This window comes from Pseudomonas sp. CDFA 610 (assembly GCF_021147865.1).
In the GTDB taxonomy this organism is placed as follows: Bacteria; Pseudomonadota; Gammaproteobacteria; order Pseudomonadales; family Pseudomonadaceae; genus Aquipseudomonas; species Aquipseudomonas alliivorans.
In genome coordinates, this window is the sequence record NZ_JAGTPM010000009.1 from 301538 (window position 1) to 320258 (window position 18721).

Annotated in this window: 23 protein-coding genes; 9 read left to right on the forward strand and 14 right to left on the reverse strand. The window is 59.6% G+C overall.

Annotation, left to right across the window (positions count from 1 at the left end; all coding sequences use genetic code 11):
* Positions 1-98 precede the first annotated feature (98 nt).
* From KDX39_RS18680 to KDX39_RS18710, 7 genes are read right to left on the reverse strand one after another with little or no spacing between them, the layout of a single operon-like run.
* Complete coding sequence (locus KDX39_RS18680; protein WP_231661366.1) at positions 99-1466, reverse strand: ATP-binding protein; 1368 nt, start codon at positions 1464-1466, stop codon at positions 99-101.
* Complete coding sequence (locus KDX39_RS18685) at positions 1463-2125, reverse strand: response regulator (protein WP_231661367.1); 663 nt, start codon at positions 2123-2125, stop codon at positions 1463-1465. Before KDX39_RS18685 ends, KDX39_RS18680 begins: the two co-directional genes overlap by 4 nt.
* Before the next feature lie 10 nt (positions 2126-2135).
* Positions 2136-2783 (reverse strand): tetratricopeptide repeat protein, encoded by a 648-nt coding sequence (locus KDX39_RS18690; protein ID WP_231661368.1) that lies wholly within the window; start codon positions 2781-2783, stop codon positions 2136-2138.
* Positions 2780-3589, reverse strand: a complete 810-nt coding sequence (locus KDX39_RS18695; RefSeq protein WP_231661369.1) for an SDR family oxidoreductase — start codon at positions 3587-3589, stop codon at positions 2780-2782. Before KDX39_RS18695 ends, KDX39_RS18690 begins: the two co-directional genes overlap by 4 nt.
* Positions 3576-4265 carry a TenA family transcriptional regulator gene (locus KDX39_RS18700; protein ID WP_231661370.1) on the reverse strand — a complete coding sequence of 230 codons (690 nt, stop codon included), beginning with the start codon at positions 4263-4265 and terminating at the stop codon, positions 3576-3578. The genes KDX39_RS18695 and KDX39_RS18700 overlap by 14 nt, the downstream gene beginning before the upstream one ends.
* Positions 4262-5755 (reverse strand): AMP-binding protein, encoded by a 1494-nt coding sequence (locus KDX39_RS18705; RefSeq protein ID WP_231661371.1) that lies wholly within the window; start codon positions 5753-5755, stop codon positions 4262-4264. The genes KDX39_RS18700 and KDX39_RS18705 overlap by 4 nt, the downstream gene beginning before the upstream one ends.
* Complete coding sequence (locus tag KDX39_RS18710) at positions 5745-6422, reverse strand: thermostable hemolysin (protein WP_231661372.1); 678 nt, start codon at positions 6420-6422, stop codon at positions 5745-5747. The genes KDX39_RS18705 and KDX39_RS18710 overlap by 11 nt, the downstream gene beginning before the upstream one ends.
* 267 nt (positions 6423-6689) lie before the next feature.
* Here KDX39_RS18710 and KDX39_RS18715 point away from each other — a divergent pair, with 267 nt between their 5' ends.
* Both KDX39_RS18715 and KDX39_RS18720 read left to right on the forward strand, forming a co-directional pair.
* Positions 6690-8027: a DEAD/DEAH box helicase gene (locus KDX39_RS18715; RefSeq protein ID WP_099226031.1), complete on the forward strand. Its 1338-nt coding sequence runs from the start codon at positions 6690-6692 to the stop codon at positions 8025-8027.
* Positions 8028-8316: 289 nt separating this feature from the next.
* The gene (locus KDX39_RS18720) at positions 8317-8691 is read left to right on the forward strand and encodes a transcriptional regulator (RefSeq protein WP_231661373.1); all 375 of its coding nucleotides are present in this window, start codon (positions 8317-8319) and stop codon (positions 8689-8691) included.
* A 58-nt stretch (positions 8692-8749) separates the two neighbouring features.
* Here the strand turns inward: KDX39_RS18720 and KDX39_RS18725 are convergent, their stop codons facing one another.
* The 4 genes from KDX39_RS18725 to KDX39_RS18740 form a co-directional block, all read right to left on the reverse strand.
* Positions 8750-9622 (reverse strand): DUF6279 family lipoprotein, encoded by an 873-nt coding sequence (locus KDX39_RS18725; protein ID WP_231661374.1) that lies wholly within the window; start codon positions 9620-9622, stop codon positions 8750-8752.
* Between the two features lie 84 nt (positions 9623-9706).
* Complete coding sequence (locus tag KDX39_RS18730) at positions 9707-10435, reverse strand: TorF family putative porin (protein WP_099226028.1); 729 nt, start codon at positions 10433-10435, stop codon at positions 9707-9709.
* 147 nt (positions 10436-10582) lie between these two features.
* A complete protein-coding gene (locus KDX39_RS18735; protein ID WP_231661375.1) occupies positions 10583-11095 on the reverse strand; it encodes a hypothetical protein in 513 nt (170 codons plus the stop codon).
* Between the two features lie 170 nt (positions 11096-11265).
* On the reverse strand, positions 11266-11454 hold the full coding sequence (locus tag KDX39_RS18740) for a hypothetical protein (RefSeq protein ID WP_025994762.1): 189 nt from the start codon (positions 11452-11454) through the stop codon (positions 11266-11268).
* 341 nt (positions 11455-11795) lie between these two features.
* On the opposite strand from KDX39_RS18740, the gene KDX39_RS18745 reads away from it, so the two are divergent.
* On the forward strand, positions 11796-12632 hold the full coding sequence (locus KDX39_RS18745; RefSeq protein WP_099226026.1) for a CvfB family protein: 837 nt from the start codon (positions 11796-11798) through the stop codon (positions 12630-12632).
* 43 nt (positions 12633-12675) lie between these two features.
* Here KDX39_RS18745 and KDX39_RS18750 read toward each other — a convergent pair whose 3' ends face one another.
* The gene (locus tag KDX39_RS18750; protein WP_231661376.1) at positions 12676-13308 is read right to left on the reverse strand and encodes a DsbA family protein; all 633 of its coding nucleotides are present in this window, start codon (positions 13306-13308) and stop codon (positions 12676-12678) included.
* 153 nt (positions 13309-13461) lie between these two features.
* On the opposite strand from KDX39_RS18750, the gene KDX39_RS18755 reads away from it, so the two are divergent.
* Entirely contained in the window at positions 13462-13863 is a 402-nt protein-coding gene (locus tag KDX39_RS18755) for a DUF2177 family protein (protein WP_099226466.1), read from the forward strand.
* Between the two features lie 100 nt (positions 13864-13963).
* On the opposite strand, the gene KDX39_RS18760 is transcribed toward KDX39_RS18755, so the two are convergent.
* On the reverse strand, positions 13964-14344 hold the full coding sequence (locus KDX39_RS18760; protein ID WP_099226024.1) for a hypothetical protein: 381 nt from the start codon (positions 14342-14344) through the stop codon (positions 13964-13966).
* 245 nt (positions 14345-14589) lie between these two features.
* Here KDX39_RS18760 and KDX39_RS18765 point away from each other — a divergent pair, with 245 nt between their 5' ends.
* The 3 genes from KDX39_RS18765 (at position 14590) to def (ending at position 16564) form a co-directional block, all read left to right on the forward strand.
* Positions 14590-14781, forward strand: a complete 192-nt coding sequence (locus KDX39_RS18765) for a CsbD family protein (RefSeq protein ID WP_004888250.1) — start codon at positions 14590-14592, stop codon at positions 14779-14781.
* Positions 14782-15007: 226 nt separating this feature from the next.
* A complete protein-coding gene (locus KDX39_RS18770; protein WP_231661377.1) occupies positions 15008-15997 on the forward strand; it encodes a YihY/virulence factor BrkB family protein in 990 nt (329 codons plus the stop codon).
* A gap of 27 nt (positions 15998-16024) precedes the next feature.
* Complete coding sequence (gene def, locus KDX39_RS18775) at positions 16025-16564, forward strand: peptide deformylase (RefSeq protein ID WP_096767519.1); 540 nt, start codon at positions 16025-16027, stop codon at positions 16562-16564.
* Positions 16565-16573: 9 nt separating this feature from the next.
* On the opposite strand, the gene KDX39_RS18780 is transcribed toward def, so the two are convergent.
* Positions 16574-16984: a GNAT family N-acetyltransferase gene (locus KDX39_RS18780; RefSeq protein WP_231661378.1), complete on the reverse strand. Its 411-nt coding sequence runs from the start codon at positions 16982-16984 to the stop codon at positions 16574-16576.
* Between the two features lie 154 nt (positions 16985-17138).
* Here KDX39_RS18780 and KDX39_RS18785 point away from each other — a divergent pair, with 154 nt between their 5' ends.
* Positions 17139-18152 carry an ABC transporter substrate-binding protein gene (locus tag KDX39_RS18785; protein WP_231661379.1) on the forward strand — a complete coding sequence of 338 codons (1014 nt, stop codon included), beginning with the start codon at positions 17139-17141 and terminating at the stop codon, positions 18150-18152.
* A 7-nt stretch (positions 18153-18159) separates the two neighbouring features.
* On the forward strand, positions 18160-18687 hold the full coding sequence (locus KDX39_RS18790) for a GNAT family N-acetyltransferase (RefSeq protein ID WP_231661380.1): 528 nt from the start codon (positions 18160-18162) through the stop codon (positions 18685-18687).
* Positions 18688-18721 lie beyond the last annotated feature (34 nt).

Consider the following 18721-nt stretch of genomic DNA (forward strand, 5'->3'; position numbering starts at 1 on the left):
TCGCAAACGCGATTGATCATCGCTTCATTGAAAATATAGATCGGTGTTCAGGCGGCGTAAATGCTCTTTCAGAGGCCAGTGGTCGTTCAAGTTTCACCTCAGCCCAACGGCGCTCTCAAACTGGCTCTGAGTCCGCCAACTGACCGGTTCTGCAAGGTGACGCCTCCGCCCATCAAGAGCGCGACCTTCTGCACGATAGCCAACCCAAGCCCCACGCCCTGATCGCTGTCACGGCTGTAGAAGGGTTCGAACAAGCGCTCCCGCTCCTGTTCATCAATGCCGGGTCCCTGATCGTCGACGGTCAATTCAAAGTGATGGGCTGTAAACGACAGGCCAACGGTGACCTGTCCACCTTCGGGTGAGAAGTTGACGGCGTTGGTGACGAGGTTCTGCAGGGCGATGTCGAGTGCGGCGAAATCAACGTTCGCCTCGTGCATGCTTTCGCTGCAGTCGAAGGACAGTTCCAGACCTTTGTTCAGCACCCACGGCGTCAATTGAACCAGGCTGTCGCGCACTGCGCTTACCAACTCAACGGGCGCTCTGCCTGCCTGTGACGGGTCGGGCTCCAGGCGCGCAATGGTCAGCAACTGATTGACCAGCCGCGTGGTGCGATCAACGCCGATGATCAGGTAGCCCAGCGATTCCCGGCGTTGCTCTTCGTTATGCGCTTCCAGCACGTTCTGCGCATGCACCCTGAGCACCGCGAGCGGGGTGCGCATCTCGTGTGCAGCGTCGGCGATGAAGCGGCGTTCGCGTTTGAGCAGCTCCTGGATCTGTCCCAGCATGCGGTTCAACGCTGCTTGCATGGGTTCCAGTTCGCTCGGCAGCGGTGCCAGATCAAGGGGCTGCAACGAGCCTGCATGGCGTCCCCTGAGCGTACGGGCAAAGTTGGCCAAGGGCTTCAGGCCCCAGCCGATGGCCAGCCAGATGGCCAGCACCAGCAGCAGGCTGCCGATCAGATTGGGCAGCACGGTGTGACGAACGATACGGTTGACCAGATCCGAACGTACATCGTCACGCTCGCCTACCCAGATACGCAACCCGTTCTGAGTGTCATCGAGCACGAACGCGCGCCAGTAATGGCGGTTCAGGTCTGGAAAATTGCTGAAACCCGCACTTTCCGGCGGGTGGGTGAAGGTCGGTGCGCTGGCCGTGCGCACCAGTGAGCGGCCGTCCTTGTCCCACACCTGAAAGGCAATCTTGCTTTCGTAAGGATGACCATCAATGCGTGGTTCGGCCTGAGCCAGCGCCAGGTTGAACGCGTCGTAAAGCTGCGCGTGTTCCTGGCGCTCCAGTGGCATGCGCATGATGCCCTCCAGTAAGCGCGCATTCTGCGCCAGTTGAGCGTCGTAGATTTCGGCGATTTCATGGTTGCTGTCATGCACGTTGAACAGTGTCAGGACCAGCAGACCGGCCAGCAGCAGACCGATGATGGGCGTCAGGGTACGGCGGCGGATCGATTTCAAGCACGCTCCTCCACCAGATACCCGACGCCGCGGATCGTGCGTATCAGGTCGCTGGAAAACTTCTTGCGCAAATGGTGGATGTGCACTTCAAGGGTGTTGCTTTCGGCCTCTTCGTTCCAGCCGTAAAGCAATTGCATCAGTCGTTCGCGGGTCATCACCCGACCCGGCGGCGAGAGCAGTTCGTAGAGCAATTGGTATTCCTTGGGTGTCAGCGCGACCGGTTCGTTGTGGTAGCTGACTTGCTGGTTGCCAGGGTCCAGGATGATGCCTGCATGCTCGATCAGCACTTTGGCTCGCCCGGCACTGCGTCGCAGCAGCGCACGAAGGCGGGCCTTGAGTTCCGAGACGTCGAAGGGTTTGACCAGGTAATCGTCGGCGCCGGTGTCCAGGCCAGTGATGCGGTCTTCGGTCGAGTCTCGTGCGGTCAGGATCATGACTGGCAGCGTCGAGCCGCTGTGACGCAGGCGTCGCAGCACATCGAAGCCGTCCAGCCTTGGCAGGCCGAGGTCAAGGATCGCCAGGTCAAACGTCTCGCTGAGCAGGGCGTGCAAGGCACTGCTGCCGTCACGAATCCAGTCGACGGTATAACCCTCACGGCTCAGGGCCTGATGAATGCCTTCACCCAAGGCAGCGTCATCTTCGATCAGCAGCAGGCGCATCATGTCTCCGTTAGTTGAGTTTCTTGTTCACATCGACCAGCAAGGTCTGAATGTCTTTTTTGCGTGACTCATCTGCCAGCTCGCGGCCAGGACGGGGTGGCGCTTTCAAGGCCTTGTTCAACGCGTCGCGGGCTTCGGTGTACTTGCCCTGACGGTACTGGTGATCGCCCCAGAAGTAGAGCGGGTCGATGCCGTCCGGGTTGATCTTCAATGCCTTCTGCAACAATTCGCCGGCCTTGTCCGAGTCACCGAAAGCCAGCGGCCATCCCGGCACGCGGTCGTAGAGCACCGCAAGGCTGGTATAGGCCGAGCCTTGCAGGGCGGTGGGGTCGATGCTCAGGGCTTTTTCCAGATCGGCCTTGGCCAGTTTGGCTTTTTCCAGTGCACCAAGCCCCGGACCCTGGGCGCTGGCCCAACTGCTGTTGACAATCCCGGACCAGATCCAGGCTTCGGCCGCGGTCGGGCGATCCTTGACGAAGGCGGTGGATTGCGTTGCCAGCTTCTCGAACGCCGCGACACGTTGATCCTTGGGCAGGTCGTATTGAATGCGGCGCCAGTCCTGCTGAATGGTATCCAGGCGCTTCTGGTCAGGGGCATCCAGTGCTGCCCAGACGGGCAGGCTGATCAGGCCGACGAAGGCCAACACGATTCTTTTCATAGGGGCTGCTTCTCTTGTGGATGAGTACTGCTCAGACGACGAATCAAGGGAAGGTGTTTACGCAGGCCGCGATCAACCAGCGTAGGCAAAATGCTGTTGAGTCGCACGAAAAAACGCTCCGGCCAACCCAGGTACACATCACGCCGATCTCCGGCAATGGCATGGACCACGGCTTGAGCCACGTGCGCCGGATCATCGACACCGGATTTGAGCGCCTCGTTCAACGCTTGCGCTGCCGGGCTGTTCATTGTGGTGCGTGTCGCTCGGGGGGCAACGTACAGGACGCTGACACGCGTGTCTGCCAGCTCGCGGCGCAGTGCTTCGGAAAAACCGCGCAGGGCAAATTTGCTCGCGCAGTAAGTCGCGTAACCCGCGTGGCCGATGGAACCGTAGGTCGAGCCAACATTCACCACCATGGCCTGTTCGGCCTGTCTGAGCAGCGGCAGCATCGCGCCCGTCAGCTGAATGGGCGCGTGTAGATTGATCGTCAGCATAGCGTCGATGTCGCTGGATGGAAGTTGATCCAGCATTGCGAAGTGGTTGGTGCCTGCTGCGTTGATGAGCAGATTGACGCCCTGTATCGCCTGCGCCTTTGTCACAACGCGTCGACGGCCTTCCTCGCTGCACAGATCGGCTTCGACCCAATGCAGGGTGTGTGGGTATTGGGCGAGCAGGGCGCGCAGCGGGTGTTCGTGACGTGACACTGCCAGAACCTGCGCGCCTTGGCTGCACAGCGCCTCGGCAATCGCCAGGCCGATACCGCCGCTGGCACCGGTCAGTACAACACGGGCGTCAGACAGTCGCATGAGCGAGTTCCTTATGGTCTTGAGTCAGCAGGCCGGGCAGTTCGCGGAACATGTCGGTGTAGAGGCGATACACGATTTTCGAGGCATGAATGACGGCCGCCTGGTCCTGCGGGTCATCAATACGGTCCATCAGCGTGCGAAAGGTTTCCATATGACCGATGTCCAGGCTGCCATGGGAACTCAGGTAACTGAACGCCTTGGCGGGCAGTTCCAGGTGTGCGCGGATGCTGTCGGCGGCGTGGGTCGCCAGCGCGATACTGGTGCCTTCCAGTACGTTGACCATGCCGAACAGGCCCACCGGATTGCCGCGTGCGATCAGGTCGTAGAGATACGCCACCATCAGTTCGATGGGGGTTCCCGGCGCTCCGTCGCGTACGGCGTTTGCATCGCCGCCGCAGGCGCTCAGGTCGTTGAGGATCCACTGCTCGTGGCCGTACTCGTCCTCAATGTACTCGCACACTGCGCCGCGCAGCCATTCCAGTCGGCTCGGCAGGCGCGCGCCACAGGCCATCATCAGCGGCACTGTGTGGCGCACGTGGTAGTAGGCTTGCGACAGAAAAGCCCGGTAGCTCTCAAGACTGACCTGGCCTTTCAACGCCTGGCGGATGATGGGCTGGTTGAACAGGGTGTCACGCTCTTGCTGAGTGGCGTCTTGCAGGGTCTGGAAAAAACTCATGATGAAATACCTTCGGCTGGATTCGACGAAATGAACAATGAACGGTAGTGATCAAGGATGGCGTCGCGACGTGGCCGGCCATTGGCGGTCGCCAGGCCGTTGGCCGGGCTGAACGGCTGTGAGAGCCGGGTCCAGTCGCGTACGCGGGCGTAATCCGGCAGTTGCTGGTTGGCCTGCGCCACGGCCTCGGCGAGTTGAAGGTCGGTGATGTCCGGACGCTGCGGCCACAGCAGCACATGGTTGTGCGCCATGGCCTCGCCGTAGACGAACGCCTGAGCGATATGCCCGCTTTGAGTCAGTTCAGCCTCGACCCATTCCGGGTTGACGTTGCGCCCGAAACTGGTGACGAACTGATGTTTCTTCCGGCCCTTGAGGTACAGGTAGCCATCGGCGTCGAACTCACCCACATCGCCGGTCGGCCACCACGCACCGGCAGGTGCCGGGTCGCCCAGATAGCCCAGCATGGGAACCTTGCCGATCAACACTTCGCCATCGTCGGCCAGGCTTACCTGAACATGAGGCAGTGGCTTGCCGACGCTGCCGATGCGCTGCAGGCCAGGGCGATTCAGCGCTACGACCGAGGCGCACTCCGACAGGCCATAGCCCTCGAAAACCGGAAGGCCCACAGCCTGCGCACGTACCAGCAATTCGCGACTGACGCGCGCGCCCCCGACGGCCACGAAGCGTAGCGTCGAGGCATCGAATACGCCCATCTCGCAGGCCGTGACCAGTAACAGCAGCAATTGCGGAACCAGAATCATGCTATCGGCACGCTGCTGGTTCAGGCACGTCAGCAGGCGCTGGGTATCGATGCCGCTGGCGCCTTGAATGCCAAGTGTCTGCTGACTCGGCAGACTGACCCGCGCACCGGCATACAGCGCGGCGTAACACCCGATGTTTTCCAGCAGGATGGCCAACGGCAACAGGGTCAGGTGATGCGTCGGTTGCAACGGGCGGCTGGCTTCGTACAGCTCGCGGGCAACGGTCAGCACACTGTCGGCGCTCAGACAAACACCCTTGGGCGTACCGGTCGTGCCCGATGTGAACGTCAGCTTGGCCGTGCCTGTTGGCATCTTCGACTCTGCGCTGAAGGTGCGACGCCAGAATAGCGTGCCGGTTTCAGCGTGAGCCTGGTAGTGCGCCGCTTGAAGTTGCGCATGGTGCGCAGGGTCTGCGATGACCAGATCGGCCTGGCTCTGCTCCAGGCAGTGCAGTTGCTGGCTGATGCTGAAAAACGGCGGCAGGGCGACGCAGCTCAAGCCTTCGAACAGAATGGCCAGGTCCCACAGTAACGCGTCAGGGCTGTTGCCCAGCAGCAGTGCAACCACGCGGGTGCCAGCCTGCTGCAGGTGTAGGCGGCGCTGCTGGATCTCGACGAGCAATGCACCGTAACCCACATCTGTCGTGTCGCCTTTTAGCGCTATCTGGTCGGGCTGTTCGTGGGCGAACCTTGCCAGTCTGTTCCAGAACATTTCGCTTTCATGCGACATGGCAACGTTCCTCCAGCGTCAGCGGCAAACCGAAGCGCTCGAACACACCGGTATGACTCAGGTGCCGAAAGCCCGCGCCGATGTCACCGACATGCACGCTGGGCTGGGTCTGGTAGTAATTGCCCCACGAATGGCGTTCGTCACCCAGGCGCAGCGGATCGGCCGGGCCCAGCGTGACCGGGCGCAGGCCGAGCCGGTTGAAGCTGTTGACCAGTGCGGTGTTGCCGGTGAACGCCACCCACTCAAGCCCGCATACCGCCAGCAGCCAGGTCACGGTGATGATGCTCAGCCGTGCGCTGCCCAGCGAACTGGCGGCCAGGTTGCCGACTTCGACAATCGCCTGTCGCTCGACCGGACGCCCGGCAGCTAAACGGACCTGCTGCTCGATGGGGTCATCCAGATAACGCTCCAGAAACAACTCTGCGCCGGATGCCAGACGAGCCCCCGCCACGGCACACAGCGTTCCGCTGCCGTCGCTAAGCCCGAACAGCTCAGGCATGAAGTGCCGAACGTCGGCGTTATGGGCTTTCTGGAAGCGGATCTGGATAAAGGTTTCACAGGCAAGGCGCTGAGGGTCTTCAGTCGTTGCACGGGAAAGGGTCAAAGGTGCAGTGTCGGGATTGCCGAAGTGCAGCGGCAGGCAAATGTTCCAGTCGATATCAGGCATTGGTGAGGTTCCTCCCCCGGTCAGCGAGTGAGGTGGAGTATCGAGCTGGTTTCTTAACGGAATCTGAAGGTGAAAAAAAATCTCGTACGGGTGTCCCGAAATGCTCCCTAAGCTAGGGGCGGCGAGCATTTGTTTCGATGGGGCGCCCCCGTGGAGCCAGTGCTTTGCCAAACAAAATCAGCCGTTGGTGGTAAAGAAACTCGGCCCCGGCGCTCGAAACCGTTACGCTATGCAGCTGTATTTTTGTTTTTCGTCGAGGTAGCACCCGTGTTTTCCGAATTCGCCCTGCACGAACGCCTGCTTAAAGCTGTGGCCGAGCTTAAATTTGTCGAGCCTACGCCCGTGCAGGCAGCGGCCATTCCGCTGGCATTGCAAGGGCGCGACCTGCGGGTGACTGCGCAAACCGGTAGCGGCAAGACAGCCGCTTTCGTCCTGCCGATCCTCAATCGCCTGATCGGCCCGGCCAAGGTTCGCGTGGACATCCGCGCCGTCATCCTGCTGCCGACCCGCGAGCTGGCCCAGCAGACCTTGAAGGAAGTCGAGCGCTTCTCGCAGTTCACCTTCGTCAAGGCGGGTCTGGTCACCGGCGGTGAGGACTTCAAGGCCCAGGCCGCGATGCTGCGCAAGGTGCCTGACATTCTGATCGGCACGCCGGGCCGTCTGCTGGAACAACTGAACGCAGGCAATCTGGACCTCAAGCACGTCGAAGTGCTGGTGCTGGACGAAGCCGACCGCATGCTGGACATGGGCTTCTCCGAGGACGTCGAGCGTCTGGCCGGTGAATGCGCCGGTCGCGAGCAGACCATGCTGTTTTCCGCCACCACTGGCGGTGCGGGCCTGCGCGAGATGATCCGCAAGGTCCTGAAAGACCCGCAGCACCTGCAACTGAACAACGTCAGCGAACTGGCTTCCGGCACGCGCCACCAGATCATCATGGCTGACCATAACGTGCACAAAGAGCAGGTCCTGAACTGGTTGCTGACCAACGAGACCTACCAGAAAGCGATCATCTTCACCAACACCAAGGCCATGGCTGACCGTCTGTACGGCCGTCTGGTGGCGCTGGAATACAAAGCGTTCGTGCTGCACGGCGACAAGGACCAGAAAGACCGCAAGGCGGCGATCGATCGTCTGAAGCAGGGCGGCGCCAAGGTCATGGTCGCGACTGACGTTGCGGCCCGTGGTCTGGACGTTGAAGGCCTGGACATGGTCATCAACTTCGACATGCCCCGCAGCGGCGACGACTACGTGCACCGCGTGGGCCGCACCGGTCGTGCCGGCAGCGACGGTCTGGCGATCTCGCTGATCTGTCATGGCGACTGGAACCTGATGTCGAGCATCGAGCGCTACCTCAAGCAGAGCTTCGAGCGTCGCGTCATCAAGGAAGTCAAAGGCACGTACAGTGGACCGAAGAAGGTCAAGGCATCGGGCAAGGCCGTTGGCGTGAAGAAGAAAAAGACCGACGCCAAGGGCGACAAGAAAAAGGTCGCAGCCAAAGGCCCGACCAAGCGCAAGACCGCCAACCGTCCCAAGTCTGATCTGGTCAGCCAGGACGGCATGGCACCCTTGAAAAAACGCACCACCCCGGCGCCTGCGGCTGAGTGATCTCCTGACGCATACGCGGTGAGCTGCCGAAGCACCTGAACGTGTGGGAGGCGGCTTGCCGGCGATGCGATCTGTCAGACGACTCTTCAGCGTCTGACCTGACGCCATCGCCGGCAAGCCGCCCCCCACAGCAAGGTTCTCGTTCCCCTGCCTGCGTATTCCCATCTCCGTCCTGCAACTCGGCATCCTGGCTGAACGGCTACACACCCCGCAGGTCACAACGTTGAGACACAAGCTTGTGACGGGATGTCATGAGCCGTTTATCCATGCTGGACGGAGGGCTTATACAATGACTTATAACTGGGACCTTATCGAACGTCTGCTCCATGACGTGCAGAACAGCGGCGGTTCGTTTGACCCGCAGGAATACGCGACAGCCAAGGCTTCGGAGGGTGAGGCGGTGGCTGACTCTGGAAATCTTCAAGCCGAGGCCGCACAGCTCAAAGAGCTGTTGACCAATCGTGGCTATATCCAGTCGCGCCCGCCAGAAGAAGACAGCGGGCTTTCGAAGCTTATCCTCACGCCGCGTGGTTCAAGCCTGCTGGCGCTGATAGACAGCAGTATCCCCGGCAACGACCATCCGCGTGAGGTGCTGGACAGACAGGAAGATGGGTTGGACCCGGCCGTCTTCGATGAGGTGGCGTCCAAAGCTCAGGTCGCCTGACCTGTTGACTGCACGCGCTGCCGGAGTGCAGCGCGTTTTTATGCCTGGCCAACGGTGACTATCGGGCTGCGCCCGCCGCTTTCAGGCAGTTCAGGTCAGTGAAGTCCTTGCGCATGTCAGCGATCCGGCTCAACAGGCGGTCTCGTTGCTCCTGAGTGCTTTGCGCGGTGATATCGACAATCAGCGATATCGCCGCCTTTTCGGTCTGGTCATAGGCCTTGCGGTATTCCGGTGTCCAGAACGTTTCACGGTCCTGCAACAACGCGGCAATGCGCTGCGGGAAGTCGCTGGACTGGCGCTGCTGCACTGTCGTCAGAAACAGGTTCTGCCAGCGGGTACGGTTTTCGATCCACGCCTTGTTCTGTTCACCCAGTGAGGCGGACCACGCTTGAATACGGTCTTTCTGAGGCTGGTTGAGTTTGCCGATCCACGGCGTCAGACGCTTTTCCATGCGGTCGGCACGTTCGGCGATCTGGCGTTCCAGCGGCTGATCCAGGTACTTGTTCTCGCGCTTGCGCTGGTCCTTGGCAAATGCGCTCTGCATTTCCTCGACCTGCTTGTCATCAAAGCGAGCCAGCAGTTCGACGGCAGAAGGCGTGATCTCGCGGGAGATCTTCGCGATGGCATCCTTGGCCTCGCTCGTGCGTGCTTCCAGGCCCTCGTAGGTGACCTTGTCGCTCTTCACCATCTCTTCCAGCTTGTCGAGCCAGGCCAGGTACTCGGGCAATTGGGTGCTGCAATGCCAGCTCAGGTGCTGCTTGAGGCGCACGTTGAGCCAGTCTTTCTGGGAGGAGTTCATGTCCAGATAGTCGCTGAGCGTCCACGGAATGATCACATCGAGATTGCGATACGCCAGACCCACCTGATTACACCCGGCAAGCAGCGACACGGCCATCAACATCGTAATGAAGGCTTTGAACAGAGACTGCATGAACGCTCCTTGGGGGGCACTGAACTGCATGGTAGCTGTGCAGTAGAGGCGTGTCGCGCCAAGGGGTTCAACCGGGATGCGTTATCAGAAAAACGAACGCACGGCCTTGAGGGTGAAGGTGCCGTCGCAGCGCGCATTGTGGCCGCTGTACACGCTGCAATCGCCGCCGCTGAGGCTCGACCCGCTGTAGATCAGATTCATGTCGATACCCAGCCAGGGGCGCGAGAGATTCAGTGACCAGTCGTTGAAGCCGCTGATCTGCCCGCCGTCGTCAGAGGTCTGCGGGGTGTCGAACTGGTGGTTGGCGTACTGCATGCGCACGCCGATACCAAGCCGTTCGATGGCACCCAGATCGATGAACACTGTGCTGTCACGCGAGCCCACGTCGTTGCTGAAAGCGGCGCCCACCCGGCTGTCGAGCATCCGCAATCCGGCATAGAACTCGTGGCTGTCGATCTGGCTGGTGTCCGGGTAGCTGTAGCGGATCATGCCCAGTTCGTAGCCCAGCGTATTGTCGAAGGGTTTCTTGAAGCCCATGTAGGAATCGACTTCCAGCGCGCTGTCGGGCGTGAAGCCCATGTTGGGTGCCCACTGACCGAAGTAGAAACCGCTGTCGTGAGTCAGGTCCATGCCGCCATGAAACGAACCTGAACCGCCACTGGGCGTGACCAGGCCCTGCGCCATGGTCCGTGTAGGAGTGGTGGCCAGCTTGAGGTCGAAATCACCCAGATCCCGCTCCAGAACCTGGGCAGAAATGGACTGACTGATGAACAGGGCGCTGAAGGTCAGCGCATGTAAGCGATGGCTGAGCATGGCTCACTCCTTGGTGTGTCGAGGAGTGTGGTCAGGAATGGCGTATCGAGAAATGGCCCGGAAGCCCGACACAAGCCGCGTGCTAGAGCCTCGCAAGGATACCGTCGAAATCGTGGCGCAGGGCGCCGTTCGTCGATTTGCCGTGTGTCAGTTGGACGCAGTGGCCTGTGCAGAGGGAATGACCAGCCCGCGAATCACCACCAGCGCCTGTTCGAAAGACGGGTAGCCGCTCTTCGCCACATCCAGTTGGGCGTACTCGTTGCGGTAATGCTCAGAGCGTTTCGGATCGCTGATACTCAGTTGCTGGGAGAGCAGGGCGATAGCCAGTGGATGCTTGTGCCCGGCGGCAGTCTGCAGCAGATCGATGATCTGCTTGTGGTCAGCCTGCTGGCGTATCAGCAGAACGGCCTGATAGAACTCCGCTTCGCCCGACGCATCATCCAGCGCGGCACGACGCAGCATGGCTTCGGCCAGTTCGTAGTTTTCACGGTTGTCTTCACTGATCAACAGTTTGGCCTGCAGCATGTCGTTCTGATACAGCAGGTGCCCGGCCCGGCAGGGACTGTCGGTGAGCTGACTGTCATTGGGACCATTCTCGCAGTGATGCGACGCGCAGCCACCGAGGTACAAAAGAGCGCCGAAAAGCATCCAGTTCTTCATTCGAGCATTCCGCAAATGAGACAACTACCCGAGCAGGATCCAGCTCGTGGTCATAGTGATATCAGACAAGAGAGTAGCAGCGTGACAGGAGGAATATCCAGCGAAGGATGGCCAATCTAGCGCCCTGAAGGTCAAGGCGCATAGAGATCGACGGACAAGGCGGGGAGGTGTTACTTCTTGCCGAGGTTGATCTGCTTGGACGGTGTGAAAGTCTGCCCACTCACGCCCTTGGCAATTTGCTGAATTTCGCCACCGGACTTCAGGAAAGCTGCAATCTGTGCGTTGATCGAGTCGCTCGTTTCAACGGCTGGTGCGGGCTTGGCTTTCGAGTGGGATGCTTTGATACGCATGGCTGCCATTTACCTTCATAAACGTAATACGGCCAGCCATCGTACAGGAAACCCTGGGTTATTGCTTGGCGAATCTGGCCATGATCAGCGGGCATATCCACGTCAAAACGGCTTTTTTCTGATCGTGTGACATCCAAGCGACTGTTTTGCCTGATGAAGTTCAGTCGCTCGCCAGAGGGCTGACTGATACCGTGTGCGTCAGATCGGTGCATCCAACTGACGAGTGGAGAGGCACGGGGCCGGTTCATGACTCAGATTGCCCGTTGGCCGTGTTGGGTCTCCTGCCCGGCAGCGCGAATGCTGACGCAAAGTCGGGTAGAATGCGCCCCACGTAATGAGGGTATCTGCACATGGCTTTAATCGGGCGCTACAACAGTTTGCAAGTGGTCAAACACACTAACTTCGGTCTGTACCTGGACGGTGCGCAGGATGGTGAAATCCTTCTGCCCAATCGGTACATCCCAAAAGATGTACCCAGCGAAGATGAAGACTGGCTCAACGTTTTCATCTATCTGGACAGCGAAGACAAGCTGATCGCGACCACTGAAAAGCCCAAGGTTCAGGTGGGCGAGTTCGCCAGCCTCAAGGTGGTCGAAGTCAATAGCATTGGTGTGTTCCTGGACTGGGGCTTGCCCAAGGATCTGCTGCTGCCGTACTCGGAAGAGAAGCGCACGCTGCAGGCTGGCGATTATTGCGTGGTACACGTCTACCTCGACAAGCACACCCGCCGCATCACCGCGACGGCGCGTCTGGATCGCTATCTGGACAAAACGCCAGCCAACTATAGCGTTGGACAGGAAGTCGATCTGCTGGTGGCCGAAGCCACCGACATGGGCTTCAAGGCGATCATCAACAACAAGCACTGGGGCCTGATCCACAAGAACGAAGTGTTCAAGTTCATGCGCGCCGGCAAGCAGGAAAAGGGTTTCATCAAGGAAATCCGTGCAGACGGCAACATCAGCCTGAGTCTGCAGCCAGTGGGCGCCGAAGCGGCGAGCAGTTTGAATTCGAAGATTCTGGCCAAGCTGCGTGAGAACAATGGCACGTTGCCGGTCAGCGACAAAAGCGACCCGCAGGTGATCAGCGGTCTGTTCGGCGTCAGCAAAGGCAATTTCAAGAAAGCCATCGGGGCCTTGTACAAACAGGGTCAGATCGTGATTCACGCCGATCGCATCGACCTGGTCTGACAGTGATCAGGGTCTGACTGCACTGCCTTAATGGCCGCGCAAGTCAGGCCCGGGCGGACAGCCTGTCGATTTCCTGCTTCAAGCGATTGAACGGCAGCGTGCCGTTGAAGACCCTGGCCTGCTCCAAGGGTTCGTCACTGCGCCGCAGCAGCACGACCGGTACCGCCCTCAACCCCAGCTTCTGCGCGAGCGCCTGATCATCGAGCACGATTTTTTCGTATTCGCTTGTGCTCAGCGCTGCTTCCAGTGCTCCTCTGTCCAGGCCGACAGTGTTACCCAGCTCCAGCAACGTCGGCGTCTCGCCGATGTCCAGTCCGTCCTCGAAAAACGCCTTGAACGCACCTTTATGGAAATCGGCAAACCGTCCCGCCGTTCTGGCGAAGGCCGCCGCCTGAAGCACTTTGCGGCTGCGAGGTTGAACCGTGGGCATCTTCATCACGACCTGACGTTTGTCGGCCATGGGCAATACGGAGCGTGACCAGGTGGCACGCAGATAGTCAGCATTGGGGTCAAGCATAGCGATTGGGTCGGGGCGCAGTTCGAAGGCGTGCCAGTTGAATTCAAGCCGCTCGCCATAGCTTTGCTGAAGCTGTTCAAGCACCGACAGTTGCAGATAACAGAAGGGACAGACGTAGTCGCTCCATACATCGATTTTAAAAGGACCCGCAGTGTTCATTCGCCAAACTCCATAACGCTAATTAACACTGACTCCCGTAGCCCTGTAAAAGTCCTGCCGTTCGGAGGATCATTTTTCGATGCGCACCGGTCATACCTTCATGCGAGGGCTTTCTGCCGTCGAATTCATCAAGGACGCCCCATGAAAATGCCTTTGAAAACGATCGTCACGGCCTACATCGGCACGCTGTTGGCGTTCCTGATTCTCGATGGAATCTGGCTGGGTGTGCTGATGGGCCCGACTTACCGGGAATGGCTGGGGCCGCTGATGCTGGACACGCCGGTGATCGGGCCAGCAGTGGCGTTCTATCTACTGTATGGCGCGGGGGTAGTGATCTTCGGCGTGATGCCTGCACTCAGGGAGCAGCGGCCAGGCCGTGCCACGCTTTACAGCGGTCTGCTGGGACTGATTGCCTATGGCACGTACGACCTGACCAACTGGGCCACGCTGCAAGGCTGGCCTGCCCAATTGGCGTTGGTGGATCTGGCCTGGGGCACGGTGGTGTCGGCGTTGGCGGGGACGGCCGGGTATCTGGTGGCGCGTCGGTTTGGCTGAGAGACCGGGTGGCGTTCAGCTTGTCCGCGAAACGACGATGCCGCAGCTGAACTGCTCCATTCGCGGACAAGGCCCCACCCGCCCGGTGTTCGCTGCGTGATCAGTCCTGCAAAAAGCCCGCAAAACTCAGGTTGCTGCCTTTGGGGCGCATGTCCTTGAGCCACGAGTCCTTGTCGGCACTCAGTTCCAGGCTGACCGTGGGCTTGCGCTTATCGGCGTTGCGCACCTCGAGGCCTTCCATGTGATCACGCATGAACACGGTGGTCACTTTCAGGTGCAGAAGCTGATCCGTTTCAGGCGTGTACATCAGCAAGTGCAGCCACTCGTACTGACCCACCTGCAGGCGCGGGACGGGCAGGTCGAACCACCAGATGTTGCGCTTGTGGTCGAGCACGGCGAAATGGGTGTTGTTGACGCCGAGCACAGCGCCGCCCAGATCCTGGTTCCTGCGTGCGATGGCCAGCTTTTTATCGAGTTTCATAACGTTCCTGTGAATCGGTTTGTTCAGCGCGCCGGACCGTGCCTGGCAACTGTGCGGCGCATTCTCGCACAAACTCTGCCTCGCGCTCTCGGCGAACGATACAAATGCAGGTAAACGAGGCGGCAGACGAACGGCCGTCGGGGCACGAAAAATACTTGAAACTCTTGGCGAAAAGCGCCGGTCCATCCTTATGTCGAGTACGACATCCGATTTCAATGTGGTCTTCAGACCCAGGAGAAACACCCATGAGCAGCACTGGCGATAAAATCAAAGGCATGGCCAATGAAGCAGCTGGTAACGTCAAGCAGGCTGTTGGCAAAGCGACTGACAACACCAAGCTGAGGGCTGAAGGCAAGGCGCAGGAAATCAAGGGCGAAGGCCAGCAGGCCAAAGGCGAAGCCAAGGATGCTATCAAGAAGGGCGTCGACAAGGCATAAGCCGGTTCTTCTCCGGATTCGGTCCGGGAAGGATACGATGCAGATAACGGTCATCCCAGGATGACCGTTATGCATTCTGCTCTGCGTAACTGAAACCTTTTACGGCCCGTCAAGTCAATGTGACATCGGTTGCTGCGCAGGCTTGTCATTGAATTGGCAGATAATTGCAGCGATGTCCGGTCCTGACGATGTAAGGTGTTCCAGTAAGGGAGCGAGAGGAAACGCCATGATTTTCCCCCATTTGCGTCAACTGTCGGTTGGCAAAGTGCTGGTACGCACCGTCAATGAGTTTCTCGATGACGAGATGTCCACCTATGCATCGGCACTTGCCTATCAGATGCTGTTCTCTCTGTTCCCGTTCCTGCTTTTCCTGATCGCACTGATCGGCTTTCTGCACCTTCCGGACTTCTTCTCATGGCTGCGTCTGCAGTCGGAACTGGTCTTGCCGCCGCAGGCACTGGAACAGGTCAACCCGGTGATCGACCAGCTCCAGCAGTCCAAGGGCGGTCTGCTGTCCATCGGTATCTTCATCGCGCTCTGGACCGCCTCCGCGGGCGTGCGTCTGATGATGAGCGCCATGAACGCGGCCTACGACGTGGTTGAGGGACGCCCGATCTGGAAGCGCTTCCCACTGTCCATTTTCTATACCGTCGGCATTGCGGGCATGCTGCTTGCCGCAGCCGCATTCATGGTGCTGGGTCCGCAGGTCATGAACTGGATTGCCGCGCAGATCGGCATGGAAGAGTTCATTGTGACGTTGTGGACCATCCTGCGCTGGCCCGCCATCATCCTGCTGTTGATGGTTGCCGTGGCGCTGATCTATTACGTGATGCCTGACGTCAAACAGGAATTCCGCTTCATTACCCCAGGCTCGGTGCTGGCAGTGGTGGTGTGGATCGTCGCCTCACTGGCGTTCGGTTTCTACGTCAAGACCTTTGCCGACTACAACGCCATGTATGGCAGCATCGGGGCGATCATCGTATTACTGCTGTATTTCTACATCTCGGCTGCGGTACTGCTGCTGGGGGCGGAAATGAATGCAGTCATCGAGCACATGTCGGCAGAAGGCAAGGAAGAGGGCGAGAAGGAGGCGGGCGACGGTGGCGGTGAAGGCGTCGGCAAACATCACGTTTCCGGGCTTGGCCGCGATCACTCCGTGCCGTTGCCCAAGGCTGAAGAACCTGATTCAGACAATCGTATGACTACGCAGCGATAGGGCTGACTCCTTGAAAGGACTGACTTCGTGATTCACAAGATCCTGAAAATGGGCGATGAGCGTTTGCTTCGCATAGCTCCGCCCGTACCGCAGACGATGTTCGGCAGTGACGAACTCAAGACGCTGATTGCAGACATGTTCGAGACCATGGAAAGCGTGGGCGGCGTCGGCCTTGCAGCCCCGCAGATTGGCGTCGACCTGCAACTGGTGATCTTCGGCTTCGAGCGCAGCGAACGCTACCCGCAGGCTGAAGCCGTGCCGCAGACGATCCTGATCAACCCGATCATCACCCCGCTTTACCCGGCGGTGGAAGAGGGCTGGGAAGGCTGCCTGTCGGTGCCGGGCCTGCGTGGGATGGTCAATCGTTTTCAGAGCATTCGCTACGAGGGCTTCGACCCTGACGGTCAACCTATCCAGCGCGATGCCTTTGGTTTCCATGCGCGTGTCGTGCAGCATGAATGCGATCACCTGATCGGCCGTCTCTACCCTTCGCGCATCACCGACTTCAGCAAGTTCGGCTTCATGGATGTGATGTTCCCCGACATGGACCCCAATGCGGACGAGTAAGCCGTGCCCTCATGCGTTTCGGCACAGGGCGACCAGCGCCTTGGTGCGGCTGTAACGCATGAAACGCTCGCCCAGCGACGGCGGCAAGCGCTGCGCCACCTCGAATCCCATCGGCTGATAAAACCCCTGCAATTGCGGATGGCAGAACAGCCAGACCGGCCCTGCCAGCGGTTGTACGGCGGCCTCTATCAAACGCTTCGCCACGGTCTGTCTACGTTCTTCTGGAGCGACGAACAGGCTGGTCAGCCAGTGCCCGTCCTCGACCGGCGTGAGGCACAGCGCGCCGATGATCTCCTGCCGTTTTGCCACCCAGGCCTGGCCCTTGCCGGCGGCGCGCATCGACGACTGATGCTGGCGATAGAACTTGCCCAGCAACGGCCGACAGTCCTCGGGCAAGGGCATGAATTGTGTATCAGGCATGAGTAACCGCTCACAGGTGCACAACAAAGGGGTCGCATCATACAACTCGGCGGCTAACCTTCCCGCATGCTTGCGCACACGGCTACAACTAATCGTACCCGGCCGGTGTCGATAGCTTTCAGACTCCCCGTTCACACTGCACCTTGAGGCGATCATGAAACCCATAACAAAACTTCTGGGCAGCTCCCTGCTGGCGCTCGGGCTGTTCGCACAGCCTGTGCTGGCGGCCGACAAGGCAGAGCCGATCAAATTTGGCGCGCTGACCTGGGAAAGTGGCAGCCTGATCACCGAGGTGCTGCGCACGTTGGTCGAAAAGGGGTATGGCTACTCGACCGACACGCTGCCGGGCAGTACCGTCAGCCTGGAAACCGCGCTGGCGAAAAACGATATACAGGTTATCGCCGAAGAGTGGACTGGCCGCAGCCCGGTGTGGGTCAAGGCCGAAGCCGACGGCAAGGTGATGGGGCTGGGCGACATCGTCAAAGGCGCGACCGAAGGCTGGTGGGTGCCTGAATACGTCATCAAGGGCGACCCGGCCAAGGGCATCAAGCCGCTGGCCCCCGACCTGAAAACCGTTCAGGACCTGGCCCGCTACAAGGACGTGTTCAAGGACCCTGAATCGCCGGACAAGGGGCGCTTCCTCAACAGCCCGAGCGGCTGGACCTCGGAGATCGTCAACACTCAGAAGCTCAAGGCATACAAGCTGGACGATAGCTTCGTCAACTTCCGCACCGGCTCCGGGGCTGCGCTGGACGCCGAGATCGGTTCATCCATTCGCCGGGGCAAGCCGGTGCTGTTCTACTACTGGTCGCCCACGCCGTTGCTGGGCAAATACAAGCTGATCAAGCTGGAAGAGCCGCCATTCAATGCCGACGCCTGGAAAACCCTGACCGATGCCAGTAACGCCAATCCTCAGGGTTCTGCATCGCTGGCGGCCAAGCTGTCCATCGGCGTTTCGGCACCCTTCAGTGAGCAACATCCGGAGCTGGTGACATTCTTCAAGAAGGTCGATCTGCCCATTGATCTGCTCAACAAAACCCTGGCCGACATGAGTGAGCAACGTACCGATCCGAAGATCGCCGCTCAGGCATTTCTCAAACAGCACCCTGAGGTCTGGAAGGCCTGGCTGCCCGATGATGTAGCCGCCAAGGTCAGCAGTGCGCTGTAATTGAGCAATGAACGCGACGCGGACCGACCGACTGGTGTTGCGCGACTTTGAGGTCGCTGACGTGCCTGCTCTGGCAGGAATACTCGGCGATCCGCAAGTCATGCGCTATTCAGTGCGCGGTGTGCTCAGCGAGCAGGCCACCAGTGAATTCGTGCGCAACTGCATGCACGCCTACAGTGCCGATGGTTTCGGTCCGCAGGCTGTCATCGAGGTCGGGACGAACCGGTTGATCGGGTTCTGCGGCCTGAACGCCGAGCAGGTCGATCACGTGATGGAAGTGGAGATCGGCTACCGACTCGCGCCGTCATGTTGGGGCCGAGGACTGGCCAGTGAGGCCGCACTCGCAACCTTGCGACATGCATTCGAAACCCTGCAGCTTGCGTCTGTTATTGCCATTGTTCAGCCGCAGAACATTGCTTCGGTCAAGGTGCTGCACAAAGCCGGTTTCCGCGACTACATCCACAGCCAATACCACCGACTGGGGGTGCGTATTTACCGCCTCACACTGGAGCAGTGGAAGAGCAGACATTTCTGAGAGCGGCACGGGTGAGCGGTATGCGACGTGATGT